The 22534-nt window shown below is 62.7% G+C and carries 24 protein-coding genes and 1 tRNA gene; 8 read left to right on the forward strand and 17 right to left on the reverse strand.

Annotation, left to right across the window (positions count from 1 at the left end; genetic code table 11):
• Positions 1–12: 12 nt before the first annotated feature.
• From QTA58_RS06905 to QTA58_RS06930, 6 genes are all read right to left on the reverse strand, one after another.
• On the reverse strand, positions 13–1308 hold the full coding sequence (locus QTA58_RS06905; protein WP_085421994.1) for a CpaE family protein: 1296 nt from the start codon (positions 1306–1308) through the stop codon (positions 13–15).
• Positions 1309–1328: 20 nt separating this feature from the next.
• Positions 1329–2006, reverse strand: coding sequence for a CpaD family pilus assembly protein (locus QTA58_RS06910; RefSeq protein WP_289672202.1), 678 nt, complete (start codon positions 2004–2006; stop codon positions 1329–1331).
• A gap of 50 nt (positions 2007–2056) precedes the next feature.
• Positions 2057–3610 (reverse strand): type II and III secretion system protein family protein, encoded by a 1554-nt coding sequence (locus QTA58_RS06915; protein WP_289672203.1) that lies wholly within the window; start codon positions 3608–3610, stop codon positions 2057–2059.
• A 14-nt stretch (positions 3611–3624) separates the two neighbouring features.
• Positions 3625–4431, reverse strand: coding sequence for a Flp pilus assembly protein CpaB (gene cpaB / locus QTA58_RS06920; protein WP_289672204.1), 807 nt, complete (start codon positions 4429–4431; stop codon positions 3625–3627).
• A 112-nt stretch (positions 4432–4543) separates the two neighbouring features.
• Positions 4544–5059 carry a prepilin peptidase gene (locus QTA58_RS06925; RefSeq protein ID WP_289673045.1) on the reverse strand — a complete coding sequence of 172 codons (516 nt, stop codon included), beginning with the start codon at positions 5057–5059 and terminating at the stop codon, positions 4544–4546.
• Between the two features lie 123 nt (positions 5060–5182).
• Positions 5183–5380: a Flp family type IVb pilin gene (locus QTA58_RS06930; RefSeq protein ID WP_289672205.1), complete on the reverse strand. Its 198-nt coding sequence runs from the start codon at positions 5378–5380 to the stop codon at positions 5183–5185.
• Positions 5381–5781: 401 nt separating this feature from the next.
• Here QTA58_RS06930 and QTA58_RS06935 point away from each other — a divergent pair, with 401 nt between their 5' ends.
• The 6 genes from QTA58_RS06935 (at position 5782) to upp (ending at position 10581) form a co-directional block, all read left to right on the forward strand.
• Positions 5782–6195, forward strand: a complete 414-nt coding sequence (locus QTA58_RS06935; protein ID WP_289672206.1) for a pilus assembly protein N-terminal domain-containing protein — start codon at positions 5782–5784, stop codon at positions 6193–6195.
• A gap of 98 nt (positions 6196–6293) precedes the next feature.
• Positions 6294–6902, forward strand: coding sequence for a TadE/TadG family type IV pilus assembly protein (locus QTA58_RS06940; RefSeq protein WP_289672207.1), 609 nt, complete (start codon positions 6294–6296; stop codon positions 6900–6902).
• A 44-nt stretch (positions 6903–6946) separates the two neighbouring features.
• The gene (locus QTA58_RS06945) at positions 6947–7510 is read left to right on the forward strand and encodes a TadE/TadG family type IV pilus assembly protein (RefSeq protein WP_289673046.1); all 564 of its coding nucleotides are present in this window, start codon (positions 6947–6949) and stop codon (positions 7508–7510) included.
• 109 nt (positions 7511–7619) lie between these two features.
• Positions 7620–8840 (forward strand): phosphopentomutase, encoded by a 1221-nt coding sequence (locus tag QTA58_RS06950; RefSeq protein WP_289672208.1) that lies wholly within the window; start codon positions 7620–7622, stop codon positions 8838–8840.
• Entirely contained in the window at positions 8837–9847 is a 1011-nt protein-coding gene (locus tag QTA58_RS06955) for an adenosine deaminase (RefSeq protein ID WP_289672209.1), read from the forward strand. The genes QTA58_RS06950 and QTA58_RS06955 overlap by 4 nt, the downstream gene beginning before the upstream one ends.
• 104 nt (positions 9848–9951) lie before the next feature.
• Positions 9952–10581 carry a uracil phosphoribosyltransferase gene (gene upp, locus QTA58_RS06960; RefSeq protein WP_289672210.1) on the forward strand — a complete coding sequence of 210 codons (630 nt, stop codon included), beginning with the start codon at positions 9952–9954 and terminating at the stop codon, positions 10579–10581.
• 49 nt (positions 10582–10630) lie between these two features.
• Here upp and deoA read toward each other — a convergent pair whose 3' ends face one another.
• From deoA to QTA58_RS07005, 9 genes are all read right to left on the reverse strand, one after another.
• The gene (gene deoA, locus QTA58_RS06965) at positions 10631–11941 is read right to left on the reverse strand and encodes a thymidine phosphorylase (RefSeq protein WP_289672211.1); all 1311 of its coding nucleotides are present in this window, start codon (positions 11939–11941) and stop codon (positions 10631–10633) included.
• A 4-nt stretch (positions 11942–11945) separates the two neighbouring features.
• Positions 11946–12716: a deoxyribose-phosphate aldolase gene (gene deoC, locus QTA58_RS06970; protein ID WP_289672212.1), complete on the reverse strand. Its 771-nt coding sequence runs from the start codon at positions 12714–12716 to the stop codon at positions 11946–11948.
• Between the two features lie 121 nt (positions 12717–12837).
• Positions 12838–13626: a purine-nucleoside phosphorylase gene (locus tag QTA58_RS06975; RefSeq protein ID WP_289672213.1), complete on the reverse strand. Its 789-nt coding sequence runs from the start codon at positions 13624–13626 to the stop codon at positions 12838–12840.
• A complete protein-coding gene (locus tag QTA58_RS06980; protein ID WP_085421982.1) occupies positions 13623–14015 on the reverse strand; it encodes a cytidine deaminase in 393 nt (130 codons plus the stop codon). Before QTA58_RS06980 ends, QTA58_RS06975 begins: the two co-directional genes overlap by 4 nt.
• Positions 14016–14018: 3 nt before the next feature.
• Positions 14019–14990 (reverse strand): ABC transporter permease, encoded by a 972-nt coding sequence (locus QTA58_RS06985; protein ID WP_085421981.1) that lies wholly within the window; start codon positions 14988–14990, stop codon positions 14019–14021.
• Positions 14991–14994: 4 nt separating this feature from the next.
• Positions 14995–16098 (reverse strand): ABC transporter permease, encoded by a 1104-nt coding sequence (locus tag QTA58_RS06990; RefSeq protein ID WP_289672214.1) that lies wholly within the window; start codon positions 16096–16098, stop codon positions 14995–14997.
• Between the two features lie 76 nt (positions 16099–16174).
• Complete coding sequence (locus QTA58_RS06995; RefSeq protein WP_085421979.1) at positions 16175–17698, reverse strand: ABC transporter ATP-binding protein; 1524 nt, start codon at positions 17696–17698, stop codon at positions 16175–16177.
• A gap of 75 nt (positions 17699–17773) precedes the next feature.
• Positions 17774–18766, reverse strand: a complete 993-nt coding sequence (locus QTA58_RS07000) for a BMP family ABC transporter substrate-binding protein (RefSeq protein WP_289672215.1) — start codon at positions 18764–18766, stop codon at positions 17774–17776.
• Positions 18767–19046: 280 nt separating this feature from the next.
• Complete coding sequence (locus QTA58_RS07005) at positions 19047–19373, reverse strand: hypothetical protein (RefSeq protein WP_085421977.1); 327 nt, start codon at positions 19371–19373, stop codon at positions 19047–19049.
• Positions 19374–19608: 235 nt separating this feature from the next.
• On the opposite strand from QTA58_RS07005, the gene QTA58_RS07010 reads away from it, so the two are divergent.
• Positions 19609–19698 (forward strand) — tRNA-Ser (locus tag QTA58_RS07010).
• 198 nt (positions 19699–19896) lie between these two features.
• Here the strand turns inward: QTA58_RS07010 and QTA58_RS07015 are convergent.
• Entirely contained in the window at positions 19897–20484 is a 588-nt protein-coding gene (locus tag QTA58_RS07015; protein WP_289672216.1) for a chloramphenicol phosphotransferase, read from the reverse strand.
• A gap of 216 nt (positions 20485–20700) precedes the next feature.
• Here QTA58_RS07015 and QTA58_RS07020 point away from each other — a divergent pair, with 216 nt between their 5' ends.
• Positions 20701–21363 carry an alpha/beta hydrolase gene (locus tag QTA58_RS07020; RefSeq protein WP_289672217.1) on the forward strand — a complete coding sequence of 221 codons (663 nt, stop codon included), beginning with the start codon at positions 20701–20703 and terminating at the stop codon, positions 21361–21363.
• A gap of 130 nt (positions 21364–21493) precedes the next feature.
• Here QTA58_RS07020 and QTA58_RS07025 read toward each other — a convergent pair whose 3' ends face one another.
• On the reverse strand, positions 21494–22219 hold the full coding sequence (locus QTA58_RS07025) for a DUF899 domain-containing protein (protein ID WP_085421974.1): 726 nt from the start codon (positions 22217–22219) through the stop codon (positions 21494–21496).
• Positions 22220–22534 lie beyond the last annotated feature (315 nt).

The raw sequence follows: 22534 nt of genomic DNA on the forward strand, positions 1-22534 counted from the left end.
GGTTTCCTGGTGCTATGCTTTCTTGCGGGACAGCATTCCGAAGATATTGCCGAGCCCGCCCTTCTTCGCCCTCTTCACCGCCACGCGGCCCGTGACGACATGGGCGATCTGCGAGAAGGTTTCGGCGGCAGGGGACTTCGCATCGATCTCGGAAATCATGCGGCCGCTATTGGCGGCATTGCCGAAGAGCTGAACGTCGAAGGGCAGGATGGCGATCGGCTCGATCTCCAGAGGCTCGATGAAATCCGCCGGCGCGATTTCCGGGCGCTTCGGCATTCCGACCTGATTGAGGATGAGATGCGGCGCCCGGTCGTTCGGCCGGAGCTTCTTCAGCGCGTCGATCATGTTCTTGGTGTTGCGGAGGTTGGCAAGATCGGGAACGGCCGAGATCACCACCTCGTCGACTTCCGCAAGCACCGCCCGGGTCCATTCCGTCCAGCCGTGCGGCAGGTCGAGCACCGCGACAGGCGCGCTGCGCTGCAGGAGCTCGATGATCGGCGTGAAGGCGCCGCGCTCGAAATCATAGGCGCGATCGAGCAGCGAGGGTGCCGCGAGCAGCGACAGATGCTCGGAGCATTTGGTGAGCAGGCGGTCGAGGAAGACTTCGTCGAGACGTTCGGGCGCGAAGACCGCTTCGGCGATGCCCTGTGCCGGGTCCTGGTCGAAATCGATATTGGCAGTGCCGAAGGGAAGGTCGAGATCGGCGAGAATGGTCTCGGTCGAGAACAGGCTCGAAATGCCGAAGGCGCAGTTGTGCGCGATGGTGGACGAGCCGACGCCGCCCTTGGCGCCGATGAAGGCGATCGACTTGCCGAGCGGCTCGGCTTCCGGATCGACGAAGATCGCGGCGATCGAAGCCAGCATGTCGGGCATCTGCACCGGGCCGACGAGATATTCGGAAATGCCGTTGCGGATCAGCTCCCGATAGAGCGCGATGTCGTTGTAGCGGCCGACGATGATGACCTTCGTCGAGGGATCGCAGACTTCCGCGAGCGGGCTCAGCTCGTCGAGCAGGTGCTTCGGCTCCGCATCGGTTTCCAGAATGATCAGGTTGGGCGTCGGCGCGGACGTGAACATGTTGGCGGCGGCGGCCGTGCTGCCGACCGTCACGCGCAGATTGACCTTGGCCATGCGGCGGTCGCGCGACATGCGGTCCATCGTCCGCTGCATCGGCTCGCTTTCGCAAAAGGCGTGGATCGAGATGCGGGGAAGCGGCCGCAACGCGTCGAAATCTCCCGGACGATCGGTTTCCTCGGCAAGCCGTTCGTCCTCGCGGGGAGTGCGGATTTCGTAGTTGATCGCGCTCATCGTCTTCTCCGCTCTTCTGCCTATTGGTCGCTGCTGCTGCCGCCGGTGCGATAGTCGCTGATGACCTTGGCGCGCTGGGTGGCGTCGATCGGCGTCATGCCGCGCGGCGCGATGAGATCGGTGGGGTTGGCGACCTGGGCTGCGAGGTTGTTCTGGCTGGCGCAGCCGAAATTGTACCAGTTCCTGTTGCCGAAGGTGTTGTCCGAAAGGTCCGCCGGCCATTCGCCGCACTGGCCCGTCATCGCCTTGGTCGTCACGAAAGCAAGCCGGATGGGAGCAGCATCGCCGGTGGGAGCGGCCGCATAGCTCGTCATCATGATCTTGTGCGGCTTGATGCCCGCCTCGGCGAGCGTACGGCGGATGTCGCCCGCCAGATGCCGGGCCGCGCCGGCATTGTAGGAACCGTGCGGCACCTGGATCTGGACCACGCCGGCCGGCGACGACAGGAAATTCTGGGCGAAACCGCGCACCGTATCCTTCATACCGGAGGTCAGGCGGACATCGCCCGCCGCGACCGGAACATCGAGCGTGTATTCTCCCTCCGCCAGCACGATCGGATGGCGGGTGCGGTAGTCGTCGGGGATGGAGCCGGTGGTGAGCTGGCTGTTGCCGCAGGCCGAAAGAAGCATCGCGGACGCCGCAAGCGCGGCGGCTGCGGCGACCCTGCGGCGGCGGGACCCGATCGTGCTCCCGGTCATGACATCCTGTCCTTCGGCGGAGATTTGCTGCGTTTCCATGGCCAGAGCGCTCACTTGTAGATAAAGCCGACCGCGCCGTGATACCGGCCCGCCGCGACGGGCTCCTTGCGGCCGTAGATCTTGTTCACGCGGTTCAGGAAGAAGGTGGCTGCGTCGTTTTCCGGGTTGAAATTGTCATCCGGCCGGGCGATTTCGCTGCGCGCGACGGGGCGGACGAGGTATGGCGTCGCGATGATGACCAGCTCGGTCTCGTTGCGCATGAAGTCCTTGCTGCGGAACAGGGTGCCGAGGACCGGAACCTTGGAAAGGCCCGGCAGGCCGGACATGGCCTGGCGGATATTGTCCTGCACGAGGCCGGCGATGACGATCGAGCCGCCGGAGGGCAGCTCGACGGTGGTCGAGGCCTCGCGCTTGCGGATCGACATGTAGGTGCTGCCCTGGATCTGCAGCGAGCTTCCGTTGCCGGTGGTGACCGAACCCTCGTAGGTCGGCTCGGAAACGTTGGTCTCGATATTCAGGCTGATCCGGCCCGGGGACAGCACGACGGGCTTGAAGTTGAGCTCGATGCCGTAATCCACTGAATTGACCGTGCGGGTGACGGCGGGACGCCCCGTTTCCTCGTCGAAGCTCACCTCCTGCTCGGCAGGCAGGCGATATTCGCCGCCGACGTAGAACTTCGCCTGCTGGCCGGAGATGGCCGTCAGGCTGGGCTCGGCGAGCGTGCGCATGACGCCCGCCTGCTCCATGGCGTTCATGTAGGTGGCGAGGCCGACATTGCCGATCGAACCGGCCAGGGTGCCCGTCCCGAACGTATTGATGGCATTGCCCAAATTGGCCGGATTGGAGAAGGCGATCGATCCGTCGGAGCCGGACACCGAACCGTTGAAGCCGAGCTGCTTCAGCACCTGCCGGCTGACTTCGGCCACGGTGACCTTCAGCGTGACCTGGTCCTCGCCCTCGATCTTCAGGAGATTGACGATCTGCGAGACCTGGCGGTCTTCGGCAAAGATGTCGCCGTCGCCGTTGTTGCCCTGCACGGTGATGTTGCGGGTCGTCGCCTCGCCGCCCTTCAGGAAGGCGTTGGCGAGCCTTTCCGCCTGGGCCGAATCCTGCGGGGTGCGGACGGTGCCGGACAGCACGATGTTGTCGGAGATGATCTCGACCTTGATGTCGGATTCCGGCAGGAAGCGGCGGAGGTTCTGCTGCAGGCCGGAGATATCCCGCTCGATCTCCACGTCGAGGCTGACGATCTCCTCGCCGTGGGACCCGAAGACGAAGATGTTCGTCTGGCCGACCGTCTTGCCGAAGAGATAGATGCGGCGCGAGGTGCGCGTCACGGCATCCGCCATGGTGGGGTCGGCGACGAGAATGTCGTGGGCATCGGCCGGAAGATCGACGACGAGCGCCTTGTTGAGGCCGAGCTGCAGCCGCTTGCGCACACCCGGGCCGCCGTCGGCGATGCGGATGACGCTGGTGTCGGTCGCAAAGGCCTTCGCCGGGGCGAGGTCGATCGGAGCGACATGGACCGGAACACCGGAAAAGGCGAGGCAGAAAGCCACGCCCGCCGCTGCCGAGCTACGAATCTTGCGTTTCAGACTGCTCACTTGCCTGCCCCCGTTCATCTCGCCTGCACCGGCGTTTCCCTCACCAGGGCCCCCGATTTGATGACCTGGATATCCGCCTTGCCGTCGCCGCCATGCAGAAGGTAGTCGGCCGCCGCGGTATCGGCTTCCTGCGAATCCGCCACCGAGCGCAGCGCCAGCGTCAGCCGCTCCGCCATCTGCTGGGCGACCGCGATGACCTTTGCCTGATCCGGCGTCAGTTCCAGCGTCGCCGTGGTGCCGACGACCGCCTTCTTGCCGTCCTCACTTTCCTGGATCTGCTGGTCGATCGCCAGAACCCGGATGTTGTTCAGGATGTTCTCGGTGATGTAGCCGCCGCCATCCTTGTTCTGGCGCACCATGATGATGTCGACGCGGTCGTTCGGCAGCACGAAACCGCCGGCGCCGGTCGCAACGGAAATCTCGGTGGCGACGGCGCGTTTTCCGGACGGCAGCAGCGAGGACATGACCCGGCTCGACGAATCGGCGACCTTTTCGGCGCGGACCGGCTCGCCCTTGAACATCGGTATGCGCACGACCACGCCCTGGAGTTCGGCTATGGCATCCGGCCGCGCGGCATCGGTGATGAAGCCCTCCACCACGCCGCTCTTCGGCCAGGACGCCCATTCCATCGCCTTGTCGTTCAGGCGGCTGCCGACGGGCAGGTTCTCGGCGGATACCAGGACCCTAACCGTCGGCTCCTTCTGGATGACGGTTTCCACCAGTTCCGGGGCTTTCTTGCCGGAAATGCGCACCGCCAGCAGGCCGGCGAGACCCGCCGCCACCACGGCTACCGCGAGAATGATGATACGGGTCGGCTTCATGGCCATTCCTTGAGGGCTTTAATTCCTCCGGAGAATGGCCTTCAATGGTGTAATTATAGTTAATGAGAAGCTTACAATTCTGGTTAACGCAATCTTTCCTCCGGCCGGATGCTTAGTGAAAAGCATTCATGGCAAGTAAATAGATCGGCGCCTGCCCGAAGGTCAGGAAGCCCGCAATGGCGATCGCAATGCCGTAAGGGATCTTTTTGGCCGTGACCATGGAGGCCGGCAGGGGAATTCCCATGGCCAGAACCCAGCTCGCCCGGGAGCGCAGCAGGAGGAAAATCAGGGTGACGCCGCCGCCGACATAACCGACGGTGACCAGGAAGGCCAGAAGCGAAGTATTGAAGCCGTACCAGACGGCTGCGGCGGTCAGCAGCTTGGCATCGCCTCCGCCCATGACGTTGACGGCAAACAGCGCGAAGCAGACGCCGAAGACGGCAAGGCCGGCAACGAGGTTCATGCCGATTTCCGGCCATGGCAGGCCCGCAAGCGGCGCAAGGACGAGGAACCCCGCCAGAAGAGCGGCCGACACCCGATTGGGGATCGTCATCGTGAAGAGATCGCTGACGGCGGCGATCGCCAGGCCGAGGGGGAGGATGCTCAAAACGAGAAACGCAACCATCATGTTTGCCATGCATCCCCTCTTTTCTTTGCGTGTGGCTGTCGGTGACGGCCGGAACCTACCCGACATGGAACGCATAAAGCCGCCCAATATGGGCGGCTTCAAATTGCGGTCAAACCGACAGGCTTAGTTGCCGGCGTTGGCGGCGGCGCCTGCCGCAGCTTCCATCTCACCAGAGATGGACGTGAACGTAGCACCAAGCTGCTCGCCGAGCGTGGTAGCGCCGGTGATCAGGGCGACGGAGATGAGCGCAGCGATCAGACCGTATTCGATGGCGGTCGCGCCGGATTCATCCTTCAGGAAACGGGCGAAAATCTTGGACATGGAACTCTCCTAGCTCGATATTTGTTGTTCAGCACTTCCCGACAACTGTTTCCGCTGTTCGGATGGGGACAACCTACCGGGGGACGATTGCCATCGGCTTAAGGAACGCCGTTAACAACGGGTTAACGAGCGATTGCCCGCTTGCGTAGTAAATGAAACACAAAGAAAAATGCCGGCATTTTCATTCCACGCCCGGCCGTTCTCAATTCGCTAATATAACTTTCTCTGTAGCAACTTAATGGGCATTTTGGCGCTCAAAAATGCTAAACTTTTCCATCCAGGCTCCGGGCGACTGCAAAGGTTAAGAAGAGATCAAGAGCACGCGAATGTGCCACTTAACCCTTCATTCACCAATCGCATCCATTCTTGGCGCACAACAAACCGCACCGAAGGCCGCCCCAATGCCGTTCCGTACCGTCGTGGTCCGACTTGTCGCCCTTTGCGGCCTCGTCCTTGCCGGTACCGGACAGGCTGCGGCGCAGGAGCAGGAGAGCGACCTCCTGCGCGTCTTCATGAATCACGCGCGCGTGCTGAAGCTCGACAGGCCGGTCAGCAAGGTCATCGTCGGCAATTCGAACGTCGCCGACGCCACCGTTGCGGATTCCACCACGATCGTCCTGACGGGCCGCAGCTTCGGTACGACCAATCTCGTCCTGCTAGACGCCGAGGGCAATGCGATCGCCGACGAACGCATCCTCGTCTCCATCGACGAGGGCAATACCGTCCGCGTCTTCCGCCAGACGAACCGCTCCATTCTCTCCTGCACGCCCAATTGCGAGCAGCACGCGGAGTTCCAGAACAACGCTTCGCCCTGATCGGGGACAGACCGCTAAATTCCCGACGATCCGAGCAACGGAATCTCAACAATCCGACCGTACGATCCGCGGCACTCAAAGGGCTGCGGACGGAAACCATGTGCCAGGATCATGACGATACCAGAAGCGGCGGCGCCGTGCCTGCACAGGGCAAGGCGGCGTGGCGGCGGATATTCCGCTCGCGCGAAGGCGCCGCGGCGATCGAATTCGCGCTGCTCGCCATTCCCTATTTCATGATCATCTTCGCAACGGTCGAAACCTTCATCGCCTATACGGGCGAGCAGCTCGTGGCGAACGCGGTCGATACGATGGCCCGCAGGGTCAGGACCGGCAGCATCACCGCCGGCAACACGAACGAGACGCAGTTCCGGCGCGCCTTCTGCAACGAAATCTCGATCTTGATCAGATGCAGCGAGCAGGAAATCGCCACTCCGGACAAGCTTCAACTGGACGTCCGAAGCTTCCCGAACTTTGCCGACATACCGCGCAGCATTCCCTTCGACGCGACCGGCGACGTGGATGCCTCCTCCTTCGGCTATGCGCCGGGACCTGCCAAGAGCATCAACATGGTGCGCGCCTATTATCACTGGGACATCATCACCGATCTCATCAGACCCTTCATCAGCAACGTACGGCCCGGCGGCAGCCGCCCGAACTATTTCCTGATCGTGGAGACATCCGCCTTCCGGAACGAGGATTATCCGTGATGGAAAAGCAGGATCTCCAGTTGCCGGTTCGATCCGAAGCACCCATGGCCGAAGGTTTCCTGGCGCGACTCAGAAGGCTCGCAGCCGACCGGCGCGGCGTCGGCGCCGTCGAGTTCGCGCTGATCGCGCCGCTGCTCCTCAGCCTCTACATCACCTCCTTCGAGCTCACGATCGGGCTCAGCGTTTCCAAACGGGTCACCCGCAGCGCCAGCGCGATCGCCGACCTCGTGACCCAGCAAACGAGCGTGGACAAGGCATTCCTGGCGACGACCACGGATGTGACCAACAGCCTTTTCTTCCCCTATGCGGCGGACGACCTCAGCATCAAGATCACCGGCGTGGCGCTCGACGCCAGCGGCAATCCCACCGTCGCATGGTCGTGGAACGGCTCCAACACGCCTCCCTACGCGGTCGGCTCGCCGGTCAACGTCCCGGCGGAAATGCGCGCGCCCAATTCCTTCCTCATCCGTTCGGAGGTCTCGGTCTCCCACGAATTGCTGATGTTCATGTCGGGCGCGATGCCCACAAATCTGCAGAACATCACCATTGCGCGGGAATATTTCTACCGCCAGCGCCTCGGAAGCAGCATTACCTGCACCAATTGCTGAACGCCGCCGAAGCGCCGCCCCTTTGCCAATTTAAGCTCGCGGTTATATGAGTCTCGATTCACGCCGGTCGGAAGACGGCGGGCGGACGATATTACCATTCCGGGTGACCATGGCACGTGCATTCCTATTCGTTCTCGACTCCTTCGGCGTGGGTGGCGCCCGCGACGGGGAGGAGTACGGCGATCTGGGCTCCAACACGCTCGGCCATATCGCGGAATTCTGCGCCGCGGGGATCGGCGACCGGGCGGGCCTCAGGGAAGGCCCCCTGCACCTGCCGAACATGTCGTCCCTCGGCCTTCTGGAGATCGCCAAGCTCGCCACCGGCGACTATCCGATCGGCATGCCGATGCCCGAGCGGGTCTTCGGCCTGCACGGCGCGGCAGACGAGATCTCCCGCGGCAAGGACACGCCTTCCGGCCACTGGGAGATCGCCGGCACGCCGGTCATGTTCGACTGGGGCTATTTCCCGAGCGAAGGCGATGCGTTTGCCCCCGAGCTCGTCGAGGCGATCTGCCGGGAGGGCGACATTCCGGGCATTCTCGGCAACTGCCATGCTTCCGGCACCGAGATCATCGCCAGGCTCGGCGAAGAGCATATCCGCAGCGGGAAGCCGATCTGCTACACGTCGAGCGACTCCGTCTTCCAGATCGCCGCGCATGAAATCCATTTCGGGCTGGAGCGGCTGATCGAGCTCTGCCAGGTGGTGCGCGGCCTGCTCGATCCCTTGAATATCGGCCGGGTGATCGCGCGGCCCTTCACCGGCGAGACGCCGGAAACGTTCGAGCGCACCGGCAACCGCCGCGACTTCTCCGTCCCTCCGCCGGAACCGACACTTCTCGACCGGCTCGTCGAAGAGGGCCGTTCGGTGCACGCGGTTGGCAAGATCGGCGATATCTTCGCCCACCAGGGCGTTTCCCGCGTCATCAAGGCGACCGGCAACGCGGCGCTGATGGAAGCCACGCTCGCCGCCATGGACGACGCCGCGGACGGCGATCTCGTCTTCACCAATTTCGTCGATTTCGACATGCTCTACGGCCACCGCCGCGACGTGCCGGGCTATGCGGCGGCGCTCGAAGCCTTCGATCTCGCCCTGCCCGACATCCACCGCCGGCTGAAGCCCGGCGACCTCGTCATCCTTACCGCCGACCACGGCTGCGATCCGACCTGGCGCGGCACGGACCATACCCGCGAACGGGTGCCGATCATGGCCTTCGGCCCGGGCATCCGCTCCCGCTCGATCGGCATCAGGCCCACCTATGCGGATATCGCCGAGACCATCGCCGCCCATCTGTCGATCCCGGCGGGCCCGCACGGACGGAGTTTCCTTTGACCGAATTTGCTGCGAGCGGACGTTCCGGGACCGCACATCTCCTGAAGGCCGAAATCCATTGCCATCTGGAGGGCGCCGCGCCGCCAGCGCTCGCCGAGGCCCAGGCGCGGAAATACGGCGTCGATACCAGCCGTATCCTGCGCGACGGCGCCTATGTCTGGTCGGATTTTTCCGAATTCCTCGTCTGCTACGATGCCGTCGCGGCACTTTTCAAGACGGCCGACGATTACGCGCTGCTCACCGAGACGTATCTTCTGGAACTTGCCGCGGCCAACACGATCTATAGCGAGATCATCGTTTCGCCGGATCATGGCGACCGGATTGGCCTCGGCGCCGACGCCTATCTCACCGGCGTCGCGGACGGCATCCACGCGGCACGCGAGAAGACGGGCATCGAGGCGCGCATCATCGTCACCGGGGAACGGCATTTCGGGCCGGACCGCGTGATTTCCGCCGCCGAATATGCCGCAAGGGCGAAGAACCCGCTGGTGACCGGCTTCAACATGGCCGGCGAGGAGCGCATGGGCCGCGTCGCCGACTATGCCCGCGCCTTCGACATCGCCCGCGATGCCGGGCTTGGCCTCACCATCCATGCGGGCGAGGTCTGCGGCGCCTCCAGCGTTTCGGACGCGCTCGATCTCGTCAAACCGTCGCGGATCGGCCACGGCGTGCGGGCAATCGAGGACCCGGCGCTCGTGGAACGGCTGACCGAGCTCGGCACCGTGCTGGAGGTCTGCCCGGGCTCCAACATCGCCCTGAAGGTGTTTGCGGATTTCGGCAGCCATCCGCTGAAGCGGCTGAGGGCCGCCGGAGTGCGCGTCTGCCTCAATTCCGACGATCCGCCGTTCTTCCATACGTCGCTCGAACGGGAATACGAGATCGCCGCGAAAGACATGGGCCTGTCCGGTGCCGAGATCGACGCCATGACGCGTACGGCGATCGAAGCGGCCTTCGTGGACGAAAAGACGCGGGCGAAGCTGCTGGCCCGGTTCGACGCGCAGGCTTGAACTGCCGAGATTGGGGATGAGGCGCCGAAACGCTTCTGACGGCTTGCGCAACCTGCCTTTTTCCTCAAAAGAGAAGAGACACAGGCAAGAACAAGGGGAAGCTCATGGACGGCGTCACTGTCATCGATCACCCGCTGGTGCAGCACAAGCTGACGATCATGCGCAAGAAGGAAACCTCGACCGCCGGTTTCCGGCGCCTGCTGCGCGAGATTTCCATGCTGCTCTGCTATGAGGTGACCCGCGATCTCGAACTCACCATGGAGACGATCGAGACGCCGCTTGTCGAAATGCAGGCGCCGATCGTCGAAGGCAAGAAGCTGGTCTTCGCCTCGATCCTGCGCGCCGGCAACGGGCTTCTGGAAGGAATGCTGGAGCTCGTGCCCTCGGCACGCGTCTCGCATATCGGCGTCTATCGCGACCACGAGACGCTGCAGCCCGTCGAATATTACTTCAAGGCACCGGAAGACATCGCCGAACGCCTCATCATCGTGGTCGATCCCATGCTCGCGACCGGCAATTCCTCGATCGCAGCGGTGGACAAGCTGAAAGAACGCGGCGCCCACAACATCCGCTTCCTCTGCCTGCTCGCCGCGCCGGAAGGCATCAAGAATTTCCAGGGCGCGCATCCGGACGTGAAGATCTATACCGCCGCGATCGATGACCATCTCAACGAGAAGGGCTATATCGTGCCCGGCCTGGGCGACGCGGGCGACCGCATGTACGGGACGAAGTGAGGCATTCGTCTTCCCCGTCGCAATGGGAAAGACGCTAAGTTGACGCAGATCAGCCGATGCGTTTGATGACGACCGGCGTTGCGGCGGGGGGCACGTCGGCGATCGCGTAGAAGCGCGCGACGTCCCCGGCGATCCGCTCCGCATCCTCCTCCGTTCTCGCATGCACCGTGGCGATCGGCTCGCCTTCCGAAACCTGCATACCCAAAGGCAGAAGCTCGTCGACGCCGACACGATGGTCGATGGGATCGGCCGCGCGTTTGCGGCCGCCGCCGAGCTCGACGACGGCGAGGCCGAGAGCGCGGGTATCGCAAGCAGCAAGGTAGCCGTCGCGCGGCGCCGGCACCCGCAACCGCACCGGTGCCCTTTCGAGATAGGCATTCGGCCGCTCACAGAAATCCGCCGGTCCGCCGAGCGCATGCACCATGCGGGCGAAACACTCCATCGCCTCGCCCGATTCCAGCGCCAGCCGGGCGTTTTCCTCCGCCTCGGCAAGGCTGCCGGCTATGCCCGCCTGGACTAGCATTTCCGCCGCCTCGGCCAGAACGACCGTTTCGAGTCGCGTGCCGGCCTTCAATCCGGCGAGGAAATCGAGACAGTTGACGACTTCCAGCGTATTGCCGGCGGCATCGGCGAGCGGCTGGTTCATGTCCGTCAGCAGCGCCGCCGTCTTCACGCCGGCGCCGTTCGCCACCTCGACCAGCGAGCGGGCGAGCGTTTCGGCTTCCTCCAGGTTTTCCATGAAGGCGCCGTTGCCGACCTTCACGTCCAGCACCAGGCTGCCGAGGCCGGCCGCGAGCTTCTTCGACAGGATGGAGGCGGTGATCAGGGGAACGGATTCCACGGTCGCCGTCACGTCGCGGATCGCATAAAGACGCCGGTCGGCGGGCGCGAGATCGGCCGTCTGTCCGATAATGGCACAACCGACATCGTCCACGACCTTCCGGAACAGGGCCTCGTCCGGCATGACATTGTAGCCCGGAATGGACTGCAGCTTGTCGAGCGTGCCGCCCGTATGGCCGAGCCCGCGGCCGGAAATCATCGGGACCGCAAGGCCGCAGACCGCGACGATGGGCGCCAGCATCAGCGAAACGTTGTCGCCGACACCGCCCGTCGAATGCTTGTCCGCCACCGGCCGGCCGAGACCGTCCCAATTCAGGACTGTGCCGGAATCGCGCATGGCCAGCGTCAGCGCCACTGTCTCGTCCCGGGACATACCCCGAAAGAAGACTGCCATGGCGAAAGCGGCCGCCTGCCCTTCGGTGATCTCCTCTCTCGTGAGAGCGCCGATGAAAGCGGCGATATCCTCGGCGGCAAGCGCCTTCCCATCCCGTTTGGAGCGTATGATCTCCTGCGGGATCATCGCTTCAGTATCCGCTGGAAACGCGGGCCGCGGTGCTGCCGCTCAGGAGCGCCAGGATATCGTCGAGCAGCCCCGAGGCGCCGAAGCGGAAGGTGGACGGCATGATCCAGTTCGGGCCCATGATCGTCTCGGCAAGCCTCAGATAGAGATCGGCATCCGCCACGCTGCCGATGCCGCCGGCCGGCTTGAAGCCGACGCGCTTCTTCGAATCCCTGATCGCCTGCAGCATGATGTCAGCCGCTTCGAGCGTCGCGTTGACCGCGACCTTGCCGGTCGAGGTCTTGATGAAATCGGCGCCGGCGGCGATCGCCAGTTCCGAAGCGCGGCGGACGAGCGCGCTGTCCTTCAGCTCGCCGGTCTCCAGGATCACCTTCAGGCAGGCATCCGGGCAGGCGGCGCGCACGGCCTCTACCATTTCGGTCACGGCAGCCTCGTCGCCGGCGATCAGCTTGCGATAGGGGATCACCATGTCGATCTCGTCGGCACCATCCTCGATCGCCTTCTTCGTCTCCCCGACGACGGCCGCGACCGGCAGGTCGCCCGACGGGAAATTCACGACGGTGGCGATGCGGACCGCATGGTCGGGACCCAGGATCGCACGCGCATGGGCGACGAAACGCGGCCAGATGCAGATCGCGGCCGTCTGGCCGTAAGGCGTCTGCGCGCGCAGGCACAGTTTCTCGATCGCGGCATTGTCGCAATCGTCGCGCAAGTTCGTCAGGTCGAGAAGCGAGAGCGCGAAGGCTGCGGCCTCGCGTGGGCTCAGGAGTTCCATTTTCGTGTGCCTCCCCGGCTTAATCGAGCCGGTATATTTATCGTTCAACCGATTAGATGCAACCCGCGCCCGGCGCGCAGATCGACACACGGAACGTATCCGGTTGAAATCTATCGTGTAATCAGGCGAACATTTCTTTCAGAATGGCCGCCAGGCGCTGCCCGCCGACCGGCGCCATGTCCTTGGTCTCCTCATGGCTCAGTTCCGCGCCGGTCATGCCCGCGCCGAAATTGGTGATGACCGAGGCAGCCGCGACCTTCAGCCCGAAATAGCGCGCCAGGATCACTTCCGGCACCGTCGACATGCCGACCGCATCGGCGCCCAGAATGCGCGCCATGCGGATCTCCGCCGGCGTCTCAAAGCTCGGGCCGGAGAACCACATATAGACGCCGGAAAACAGCGGAATGCCGCAGCGGATCGCGGCGTTGCGCATGTCGAGCGCCATATCCGCATCATAGGCGCTGGTCATGCCGACGAAGCGGCCATCGCCGCTTTCGCCCATCAGCGGGTTCATGCCGGAATAATTGATGTGGTCGGCGATCTGCATCACCGAACCGGGCGGCATGTCTTCCCGCAGCGAGCCCGCCGAGTTCGTGAGAATCAGCGACCGGACGCCGAGGCCTTTCATGACTTCGATGGGGAAGCGCATGGCCTTGGCATCGCCATGCTCGTAATAATGGGCGCGGCCGGAAAGCATGATCACGGGCTCCGACCCAAGATAGCCGGCGACCAGTTCGCCCGCATGGCCGGTGACGCCGCTTGCCGGAAAACCTTCCAGCTCTCCATACGAAATGCGGACCTGATCCCTCACCTCGTCGACCAGCGAGCCGAGGCCGGAGCCGAGCACGACCGCATGGCGCGGCACGAGGCCGGCGAGGCGATCGACGAGCAGGTCGACGACTTTCTTCATCCGATCACATCCGTTTCGAAAGCGTAGGGAAGCAGCTCCGCCATGGTGACCGTCTTCTGCACGCCCGCATCGTCGCAGAGGTAGATGCGCGTATCGGCAGAGGCGAATTCGGAAATCTTCTGCCGGCAGCCGCCGCAAGGCGTGCAGAGCGGCAGCTTTTCGGCGATGACGGCCAGTTCGACGATCTTCCTGCCGCCGCCCATGATCATCGCGCCGATCGCCGTCGGCTCGGCGCACCAGCCTTGAGGAAAGGACAGGTTCTCGATATTGGCGCCGGAATAGACCTGGCCGTCATCGGCGCGGATCGCGGCTCCGACCGGGAATTTCGAATAGGGTGCGTAGGCCTTTTTCATGGCCTCCCGGGCGGCTTCGAACAGGTCGTGAGACATTTGTCAGCGCTCCTTCGCATAGGGCACGCCGCCGGCCTTGGGCGGACGGGCGATGCCGATGAAGCCGGCGAGCAGCACGCAGGTGAGGATATAGGGCAGCGCCTGGAAGATCTGCACCGGCACCTCGCCGATCAGCGGCAGGGACTTGCCCTGCATGAAATTCGCGAAGGCATCGAGGAAGCCGAAGAGCAGGCAGGCGAACATGACCGGCACCGGCTTCCATTTGGCGAAGATCAGCGCCGCGAGCGCGATATAGCCCTTGCCGGCCGACATGTTGTTGATGAAGGCCGCCGATTGCGCGATCGCCAGATAGGTGCCGGCAAAGCCCGCGAGAAAGCCCGTCACGATCAGCGCGCGGTATCTGAGCCAGCTCACCGAGATGCCGGCGGTGTCCACGGCGCCAGGATTCTCGCCGACGGCACGCAGGCGCAGGCCGAAGCGCGTGCGGTAGAGCACCCACCAGGAGACCGGTACCATCAGGAAGGCGATATAGGTGAGGATATTGTTGCCGGAGATGACATTGGCATAGAGCGGGCCGATGATCGGTACGTCCCGCATCATATCGGCGCCCGGCAGGACGATCCCCGAGAAACGACCCTCGGGCGGCACCTGCCCCGTCCGTCCGCCCTGGTTGAACCAGGCCTGACCGAGCACGATCGTCAGGCCGGCCGCCACGAAATTCAATGCCACGCCGGAGACGATCTGGTTGCCGCGGTTGGTGATCGAGGCAAAACCGTGCACCATCGAAAAGACGATCGCCGTCAGGATGCCGGCGCCGAGGCCTGCCCAGGCATTGCCGGTGTAATAGGCCACACAGGCGGACGCGAAGGCGGACGCCAGCATCTTGCCCTCAAGCCCGATATCGAAAATGCCGGCGCGTTCCGAGAAGAGGCCGGCCAGCGCCGTGAACAGCAGCGGGATCGACAAGCGGATCGCCGAACCGAGAATGCTGATGAAAATATCGAAATAATCCATGAGCCTATTTCCCGGTGACCTGCTGGTAGAGCCGGACGATGGCCGGGCGGAGCATGTATTCCAGCGCGCCCGCGAACAGGATGACCATGCCCTGGATAACGACGATCATGTCGCGCGTGATGCGCGGCATGTCGAAGGAGAGTTCCGCGCCGCCCTGGTAGAGGATGCCAAAGAGCAGCGCCGCGAGAATGATGCCGGCCGGATGGTTGCGGCCCATCAGCGACACGGCGATGCCGACGAAACCGGCGCCGCCGACGAATTCGATCTGCAGGCGGGCGGACGCCCCCATGACCGGGTTCAGCGCCATCATGCCGGCGAGACCGCCGGAAATCAGCATGGTGATCATGACGATCTTCGCATAGCGGATGCCCGCATAGCTCGCGGCACTCGGGCTGATGCCGAGCGTGCGCATCTCGTAACCCAGCTTGGTGCGCCAGATCAGCACCCAGACCAGGAAGCACATGACGAGCGCGATCAGGAAGGAGAAGTTGAGCGGCGCCGCCCCCAGCCTGCCTCCGAACAGGGCGATCAGCCAGTCGAGCTTCGGCAATTGCCCGCCTTCGAGGAAGGTGCGGGTTTCCGGGGCCATCTTGCCGGGCACGATCAGGAGTCGCACCAGCACGTAGTTCATCAGCGACGAGACGATGAAATTGAACATGATGGTGGTGATGACGATATGGCTGCCGCGCTTGGCCTGCAGCCAGGCGGGGACCGCCGCGCAGGCGGCGCCGAACAGTGCCGCGCCGATCACCGCGAAGGGCATGGTGACGTACCAGGGCACGTAATGGTCGAGCGACAGAGCCACGAGCGCGGCACCGAGCCCCCCGAGATAGGCCTGGCCTTCCGAACCGATGTTGAACAGGCCGGCATGAATGGCGACCGCGACCGAAAGGCCGGTGAAGATGAAGCTCGTCGTGTAGAACAGCGTGAAGCCGATGCCCTCGCCGCGGCCGAGCGCGCCGATCAGCAGCAGTTGCAGCGCCTCGAACGGGTTCTCGCCGATCGCCCAGACGACCAGTCCGGAGAAGAAGAAGGCGAGAACGAGGTTGAGCAGCGGGATGACGCCGTAATTGATCCAGGCGGGTAGGGACACGGATGCCGTGCTCATGCTTCTTGCCTCGTCCGCCCGGCCGTCGTCACGGTTTCGGTCATTTCATCGTTCAAACGGATCGGTCCTCTGCAGGTCATGCGGCAATTCCGGCCATCATCAAACCCAGCGTCTGCTCGCCGGCCTCGCCCGATTTCTCTCCGACGACCTTGCCTGCGAACATCACCAGGATGCGGTCGGAAAGCGACCTTATCTCGTCGAGCTCGACCGAAACCAGCAGCACCGCCTTGCCCGCATCGCGCATCTCGATGATGCGCTTGTGGATGAACTCGATCGCGCCGATATCGACGCCGCGGGTCGGCTGGCCGATGATCAGCATCTTCGGATCGCGCTCGATCTCGCGCGCCACGACGATCTTCTGCTGGTTGCCGCCGGAGAAATTCGCCGTTCTCAACCGCGCATTCGGCGGGCGGATGTCGTATTTGGCGATCTTCTCCTCGGCATCCTTCCGGATGGCGTCGAGGTCGAGCATCGCACCGCGGCCGTAACGTTCGTCGCGGTGATAGCCGAGGATCGAATTCTCGTATTCCTCGAATTTCAGCACCAGGCCCATGTGATGCCGGTCTTCCGGGATATGCGCCAGGCCGAGATCCCTCAAGCCCGCCGGATCGATGCCGGCGGCCGGCTGGCCGTCGATGAAGATCTCGCCGGACGCGGGCTTGCGGATGCCGGCGATCGCTTCCAGGAGTTCCGACTGGCCGTTGCCGGCGACGCCCGCAATGCCGACGATCTCGCCCGCGCGGACATCGAAGGAAACGTCGTCGACCATGGTGACGCCGCGGCTGTCCTTCACCGTCAGGTTGCGGACCGACAGCAGGACCTTGCCCGGATTGGCCCCGCCTTTTTCGACGCGCAGCAGCACCCGGCGGCCGACCATCAGCTCCGCGAGCTCCTCCACCGTCGTCTCGGCCGTCCTGCGGGTCGCGACCATTTCGCCGCGGCGCATGACGGAGACCGTGTCGGTGATCGCCATGATCTCGCGCAGCTTGTGGGTGATGAGAATGATCGTCTTGCCCTGGTCGCGCAGCACGCGGAGGACCTTGAAGAGGTGATCGGCCTCGGCCGGCGTCAGCACGCCGGTCGGCTCGTCGAGGATCAGGATTTCCGCGCCGCGATAAAGCGCCTTCAGGATTTCGACCCGCTGCTGGCTGCCGACCGGCAGTTCCTCGATCACCGCATCCGGATCGACCTCCAGGCCGTAATCGTCCTCGAGCCGCTTCAACTCCTTGCGGGCGGTCGCAACGCCCTTGCGCAGCAGCTGGCCGCCTTCGGCGCCGAGCATGACGTTTTCGAGCACGGTGAAGTTCTCCACCAGCATGAAATGCTGGTGCACCATGCCGATGCCAGACGCGATCGCCGTCTGGCTGTCGCGGATCGCGACCGGCTTTCCGAAGATGCGGATCTCGCCCTGGTCGGCGTGATAGAAGCCGTAGAGGATCGACATCAGGGTCGATTTGCCGGCACCGTTCTCGCCGATGATGCCGTGGATCGACCCCTTGGCGACCGTCAGATTGATGTTCCTGTTCGCGTGTACCGCACCGAACTTCTTGTCGATGCCGACAAGCTCGATCGCGGGCTCTTTCGGGGAATCTAGGCTCAATTGTCCGCCTTTCCGTCCATATGCAAAAAGGGCGCATGGCGATCGCTACCGCCATGCGCCCTTCCGATCATCGGCTTAGTTGGGGCAGGAATTGTCCGACATATAGTCGTGCACCTTGACAGTGCCGGCGATGATGTCCGCCTTGGCCTTGTCGACGGCTGCCTGCATCTCCGGCGTGATCAGCGACTTGTTGTTGTCGTCGATCGCCGCGGCAACGCCGTCTTCCTTGACGCCAAGCGACAGGACGCCCGCCGTGAACTTGTCATCCTGGGCGTCCTTGTAGGCGTTGTAGACGGCGAGATCGACGCGCTTGACCATGGACGTCAGCACGGAGCCCGGATGCAGATGGTTCTGGTTGGAATCGACGCCGATCGACAGCTTCTTGTTGTCGGCAGCCGTCTGCAGCACGCCGAGGCCGGTGGCGCCGGCAGCCGCATAGATCACGTCGGCGCCCTGGTCGATCTGGTTCTTGGTAAGCTCGCCGCCGCGGACCGGATCGTTCCAGGCGGCACCGGTGGTGCCCGTCATGTTCTGGAAGACCTGCGCATCGGGCTTCGCCGCCTTGACCCCCTGGACGTAACCGCAGCCGAACTTGCGGATCAGCGGGATATCCATGCCGCCGACGAAACCGACCTTGCCGGTCTTGGAGGCCATGCCGGCGAGGAGGCCGACGAGATAGGAACCCTCCTCCTCCTTGTAGAGGACGGAGCGGACGTTCGGCAGATCGACGACGGAATCGACGATCACGAACTTGGTGTCCGGATATTCGGCAGCGACCTTTTCCATGGCCGAGGTCCAGGCGAAGGAGACGGCGACGACGGGATTATAACCGCGGCTTGCGAAGTTGCGGATGGCCTGCTCGCCCTGGGTGTCGTTGGTGGGCTCGAAATCCCGGAATTCGATCCCCGTCTCCTTCTTGAACCGTTCGGCGCCGGTGGCGGCCGCCTCGTTGAAGGATTTGTCGAACTTGCCGCCCGTGCCGTAGACCAGCGCCGGCTTGACGTCCGCGGCAAGCGCGGTTGCCGACATGGCAGCCATGGCAAAAAGGCTCAAAAGGGTTTTCTTCATCGTGCGCCCTGTTTTTAGCTGTTAGATCCTCCCGCAAGCCCGTTCCCCGGGCACGTCTGCGGCCACCCGCCCTCTTTTTGCGAGGGTCTGGCTTTGGTCACTCTTGCACGGGTTCGGGAAAAATTCACGAGATTTTTTTCAACTGGTAAAAAACGGACAACCTGCCGAAAACTTCGACAAAGCCGGTGAAAACCTGCACAAATTGACAGCTTGAGGCAGGATCACAACCGTCTTCCTGCCGAACGGATCGATCAGGAACACGCCGTCTCGCGACGCGCCTTCAGGCGGAGAACCGCCCGGCGAAACGCGGCCTGCGATATCCGGCCATCCAGAAGATCAGCGCCATGACCAGGAACACGGCGAAAGCCGGCTGCGCCAGCACCGGCGCCACGAACGGCCGCCAGATGTCCGGGCTGATATAGGTGCCGGCGGAGATCTCGGCGAACGTGAGGCTTTCCGGATCGAGATTGAGCCAGGCGTTGCCGAGGCTCGTGAGCCGCACGGAGGAGGCGGAGACGGATTGAATGGAATCGAACGTGCCGGCGACGATCGCCGCAAGGAGCGCAAGCGCGCTCAACAACCGGAAGACACCCTCGACGATTCTCATCCTGAACAAGCCCGTTCGCTGTTCCGGCCCCCGAGCGCTTTCGCCAGCGGCCGCCTCGCTAAGAGAGAGATAGTCCGAGCGCCCGAGCTTGACAACGAGCCCGCGGGGGTTTGGCGGCCCCCATCCGAAATCATTGTCAAAAATCGTTCAGATTCCGGTTGATCCTTCGGAATTCATCGGTATATATCGCGCCCGACCGCTGCATTGCCTTGATCCGCATGCAGCCCTTTTTCAAGGACAGGTGGCCGAGTGGTTGAAGGCGCACGCCTGGAACGCGTGTATACGTGAAAGCGTATCGAGGGTTCGAATCCCTCTCTGTCCGCCAAACACCGCCGATCGCCCTCTGTAGTACGATATTGTCGCCGATCGCCGCATTCCACCGGGTGGGATGGTAAGCCGCCGATTTTACGCTACAGCCCAATATATCTTGAGAGCAACGACGGCGGTTTCCGACCCGCATGCGGTCATTCGCAAGCCTGGACGGAATATTCGCAAGCCTGGACGGAATATTCGCAAGCAGCCATTACCCACGAGTTCGACCAGAACGGTGGCGCCAGGCTTCAAGAATGCTGGAAATTACGTCTTCCTGCGGCAAAGAAGTATCCACCTCAATGTCATAGCTGCAATAATCGTGGGTCTTTAGATGAAATGCGGCTTCGCCAATGTATCGATTGCCGCGTTCTCTTTCGCGCCTCTCGATCTCAGGCAACGGTGCATGAACTCCCACCCAAAAAATATCAAACGGCTCCAGGATTTCGTTCAGCTGGCTCCACCAATCTGCTTCCTCGACGATATGCTCAACCAGTAAGTTGTTGCCGGCAGCGGCAAATGCACCGATGGACCGATGGAAGCCATCGAAAAATCTGGCCCGCTCGTCGAGCGGAGCCAGCCGCTTGTCAGCTCGAAAGCCCGCGTCCGCAAGTTGATCCGAAGCGTAATAGCAAAACGGCTCTCCGATCGCGGAGCGCAACGTCTTTGCCAGGGTAGACTTACCCGAACTCGACGTACCGTTCAAAATGATAACTTTGCCAAGTTGCATATTGGTCCTTCTGCTTTCTGGCCATTCTCGCTTAGAATTCATACCGGCTGCAAACCACCCCAGTGAAGCCATTCGCCTTACCTTATTTTGTAGGGCTATAGCGTAGACGTAGTTCTCTGTTTCGTCGGCTTCGGCCCGCCATTTGCCGCCGATCGCCCTCTATAGTAATAGTGGGGTATAGCCGCCGATCGCCGCACGCCTGCCAAGCGGCATGTTGAACCGCCAATTCTGCAGAGCGATCTTGCTTCGTCCGGAGGATGTCGAGGCTCCGCAAGCGTAAGATCAGGGATGAATGATGTGGCCACTTTTATTCTGATAGCCGGGGGCTGGCAGGGCGGTTGGGTCTACCAAAAGGTGGCGGATATGCTCGCTACGCACGGGCACAAAGCTTTACCAGTCACTCTCTCGGGGCTCGGCGACGACCCCGCCCCTACGGCCAATCTTGATACGCATATCGGTGAGGTCGTTAATGTGATGAAGTCGCATCGTGACGACCTGGTCATTGTTGGACAATCTTACGGCGGCATGATCGTGAGCGGCGCAGCCGATGCCGAACCGTCGCAAATTCGGGCATTGGTCTATGTTGATGCCTATGTGCCTGATTCCGGTGATTCCGTCTGGTCGCTGACGACGCCCCGGTTCCGGGATATGTTCATCGCCGGCGTAAAGCCTGACGGACTAAACTGCGCGCCGCCTCCCGGTCTCGACCCACGATGCCGACCGCATCCGATCGGGACGTTTCTCCAATCGATCAACCTCAGCGGACGCTGGCGTGACGTACAGCGCAAGATCTTCATCGGCGCGCATGGCTGGGAAGGAAGTCCCTTCCTTGACCTTTACCAACGCTTAAGCGACCAGCCGGATTGGTCCACCTTTGCCTTCGACTGCGGGCACAATGTAGCGCGATTGAAACCTGAGGCTTTGACCGAGATATTGTTGACTCAAGTTTGACCGACGACGGCAAGCCCCCGAACTACACCATTCGGACGCTGCTCTATTCAGGAGGGTTGTAGAGGGAATGGCGTAGACGTGGTTCTCCGTTTCATCGTTCTCGGCCCGCCATTTGCCGCCGATCGCCGCATCATTCGTCACGTTCAGGGTGCGTCTCGAGGTCATCATGCCAGACCCACCAGGCGTATGGCGGTGTCTGGGGATAGCCTTCGGGCGAATCCTCCCATTCCTCCTGGCGTCCGAGCGCGGTAATATCGAGATAGTTCCAGTGATTGCCCATTTGCTCATCGCCGCGGCCGTTGACGAAGTAGGTACGGAATACCTTGTCGCCTTCCCGAATAAAGGCGTTCGTGCCGTGCCATTCGTCCACCCCGAAGTCGCGATCGAAGTCGTCGGTCAGCGTGTACCAGGGGATGTGCTCCCAACCCATCTGCGCCTTCATCCGACCAAGGTCTGCCTGTGTCGCGCGCGAGACGAACGCAAGGCTCGTATTGCGGGCGTTCAGGTGAGCGGGGTGAGAGACCTGATCGGCAATCATCGAACAACCGACGCACCCATGCTTCGGCCATTTCGATATGCCGGGCTCTATGAAGGCTCGATAGACAATCAGCTGCCGGCGGTCATCGAACAGATCAAGTAGGCTCATCTTCCTGCCGCGCCCTTCGAACACATAGTCCTTCTCCACCGCCAGCCACGGCATCCGCCGGCGTTCAGCAGCCAATGCGTCACGGGCCCGCATCAACTCCTTTTCTTTCTCGCGCATTTTCTGATGGGCGGCTTCCCATTCCTCGCGCGATACGGTTGGTGGCCTGTTCTCCAGCCAGACGTTGTTTTCTCTTGTTTCTCGTGTGGTCATCTTCGGATCCTTTGCCTAAGCGTGTCCTCCAAACCCTGCCCTGTTCCTGGCCGACAAAGCGATCCTTTCGACCTTGGAACGGAGCTGCGTCGACCGAACTGCCTGAAATACTTCGGTCACGCATTGTGAGATAAAGTAGAGACGGATATCGAATGGTGAGAGTTACAAATGTGACGGGATTGCATTGGACTCGCTGGTCATTGCCGTGCCGCGCACGCTCACTGCAGGCGATCTTCTCGGCGTGCTCAAGCGGGTCGCCTCGCGAGATGACCCGCCCGCCCTCGCGCTGGGCGGCATAGCCTGCAAAGCAAAGGC

This window comes from Neorhizobium sp. CSC1952, assembly GCF_030378245.1.
Lineage (GTDB): Bacteria > Pseudomonadota > Alphaproteobacteria > Rhizobiales > Rhizobiaceae > Neorhizobium > Neorhizobium oryzae_A.

Coding starts and splice junctions, on each gene's coding strand:
- QTA58_RS06905 (WP_085421994.1), bottom strand. CDS start 1,308: ATGAGCGCGATCAACTACGAAATCCGCACTCCCCGCGAGGACGAACGG.
- QTA58_RS06910 (WP_289672202.1), bottom strand. CDS start 2,006: ATGACCGGGAGCACGATCGGGTCCCGCCGCCGCAGGGTCGCCGCAGCC.
- cpaB (WP_289672204.1), bottom strand. CDS start 4,431: ATGAAGCCGACCCGTATCATCATTCTCGCGGTAGCCGTGGTGGCGGCG.
- QTA58_RS06925 (WP_289673045.1), bottom strand. CDS start 5,059: ATGATGGTTGCGTTTCTCGTTTTGAGCATCCTCCCCCTCGGCCTGGCG.
- QTA58_RS06930 (WP_289672205.1), bottom strand. CDS start 5,380: ATGTCCAAGATTTTCGCCCGTTTCCTGAAGGATGAATCCGGCGCGACC.
- QTA58_RS06935 (WP_289672206.1), top strand. CDS start 5,782: ATGCCGTTCCGTACCGTCGTGGTCCGACTTGTCGCCCTTTGCGGCCTC.
- QTA58_RS06940 (WP_289672207.1), top strand. CDS start 6,294: ATGTGCCAGGATCATGACGATACCAGAAGCGGCGGCGCCGTGCCTGCA.
- QTA58_RS06945 (WP_289673046.1), top strand. CDS start 6,947: ATGGCCGAAGGTTTCCTGGCGCGACTCAGAAGGCTCGCAGCCGACCGG.
- QTA58_RS06950 (WP_289672208.1), top strand. CDS start 7,620: ATGGCACGTGCATTCCTATTCGTTCTCGACTCCTTCGGCGTGGGTGGC.
- upp (WP_289672210.1), top strand. CDS start 9,952: ATGGACGGCGTCACTGTCATCGATCACCCGCTGGTGCAGCACAAGCTG.
- deoA (WP_289672211.1), bottom strand. CDS start 11,941: ATGATCCCGCAGGAGATCATACGCTCCAAACGGGATGGGAAGGCGCTT.
- deoC (WP_289672212.1), bottom strand. CDS start 12,716: ATGGAACTCCTGAGCCCACGCGAGGCCGCAGCCTTCGCGCTCTCGCTT.
- QTA58_RS06975 (WP_289672213.1), bottom strand. CDS start 13,626: ATGAAGAAAGTCGTCGACCTGCTCGTCGATCGCCTCGCCGGCCTCGTG.
- QTA58_RS06980 (WP_085421982.1), bottom strand. CDS start 14,015: ATGTCTCACGACCTGTTCGAAGCCGCCCGGGAGGCCATGAAAAAGGCC.
- QTA58_RS06985 (WP_085421981.1), bottom strand. CDS start 14,990: ATGGATTATTTCGATATTTTCATCAGCATTCTCGGTTCGGCGATCCGC.
- QTA58_RS06990 (WP_289672214.1), bottom strand. CDS start 16,098: ATGAGCACGGCATCCGTGTCCCTACCCGCCTGGATCAATTACGGCGTC.
- QTA58_RS07000 (WP_289672215.1), bottom strand. CDS start 18,766: ATGAAGAAAACCCTTTTGAGCCTTTTTGCCATGGCTGCCATGTCGGCA.
- QTA58_RS07005 (WP_085421977.1), bottom strand. CDS start 19,373: ATGAGAATCGTCGAGGGTGTCTTCCGGTTGTTGAGCGCGCTTGCGCTC.
- QTA58_RS07015 (WP_289672216.1), bottom strand. CDS start 20,484: ATGGCTTCACTGGGGTGGTTTGCAGCCGGTATGAATTCTAAGCGAGAA.
- QTA58_RS07020 (WP_289672217.1), top strand. CDS start 20,701: ATGAATGATGTGGCCACTTTTATTCTGATAGCCGGGGGCTGGCAGGGC.
- QTA58_RS07025 (WP_085421974.1), bottom strand. CDS start 22,219: ATGACCACACGAGAAACAAGAGAAAACAACGTCTGGCTGGAGAACAGG.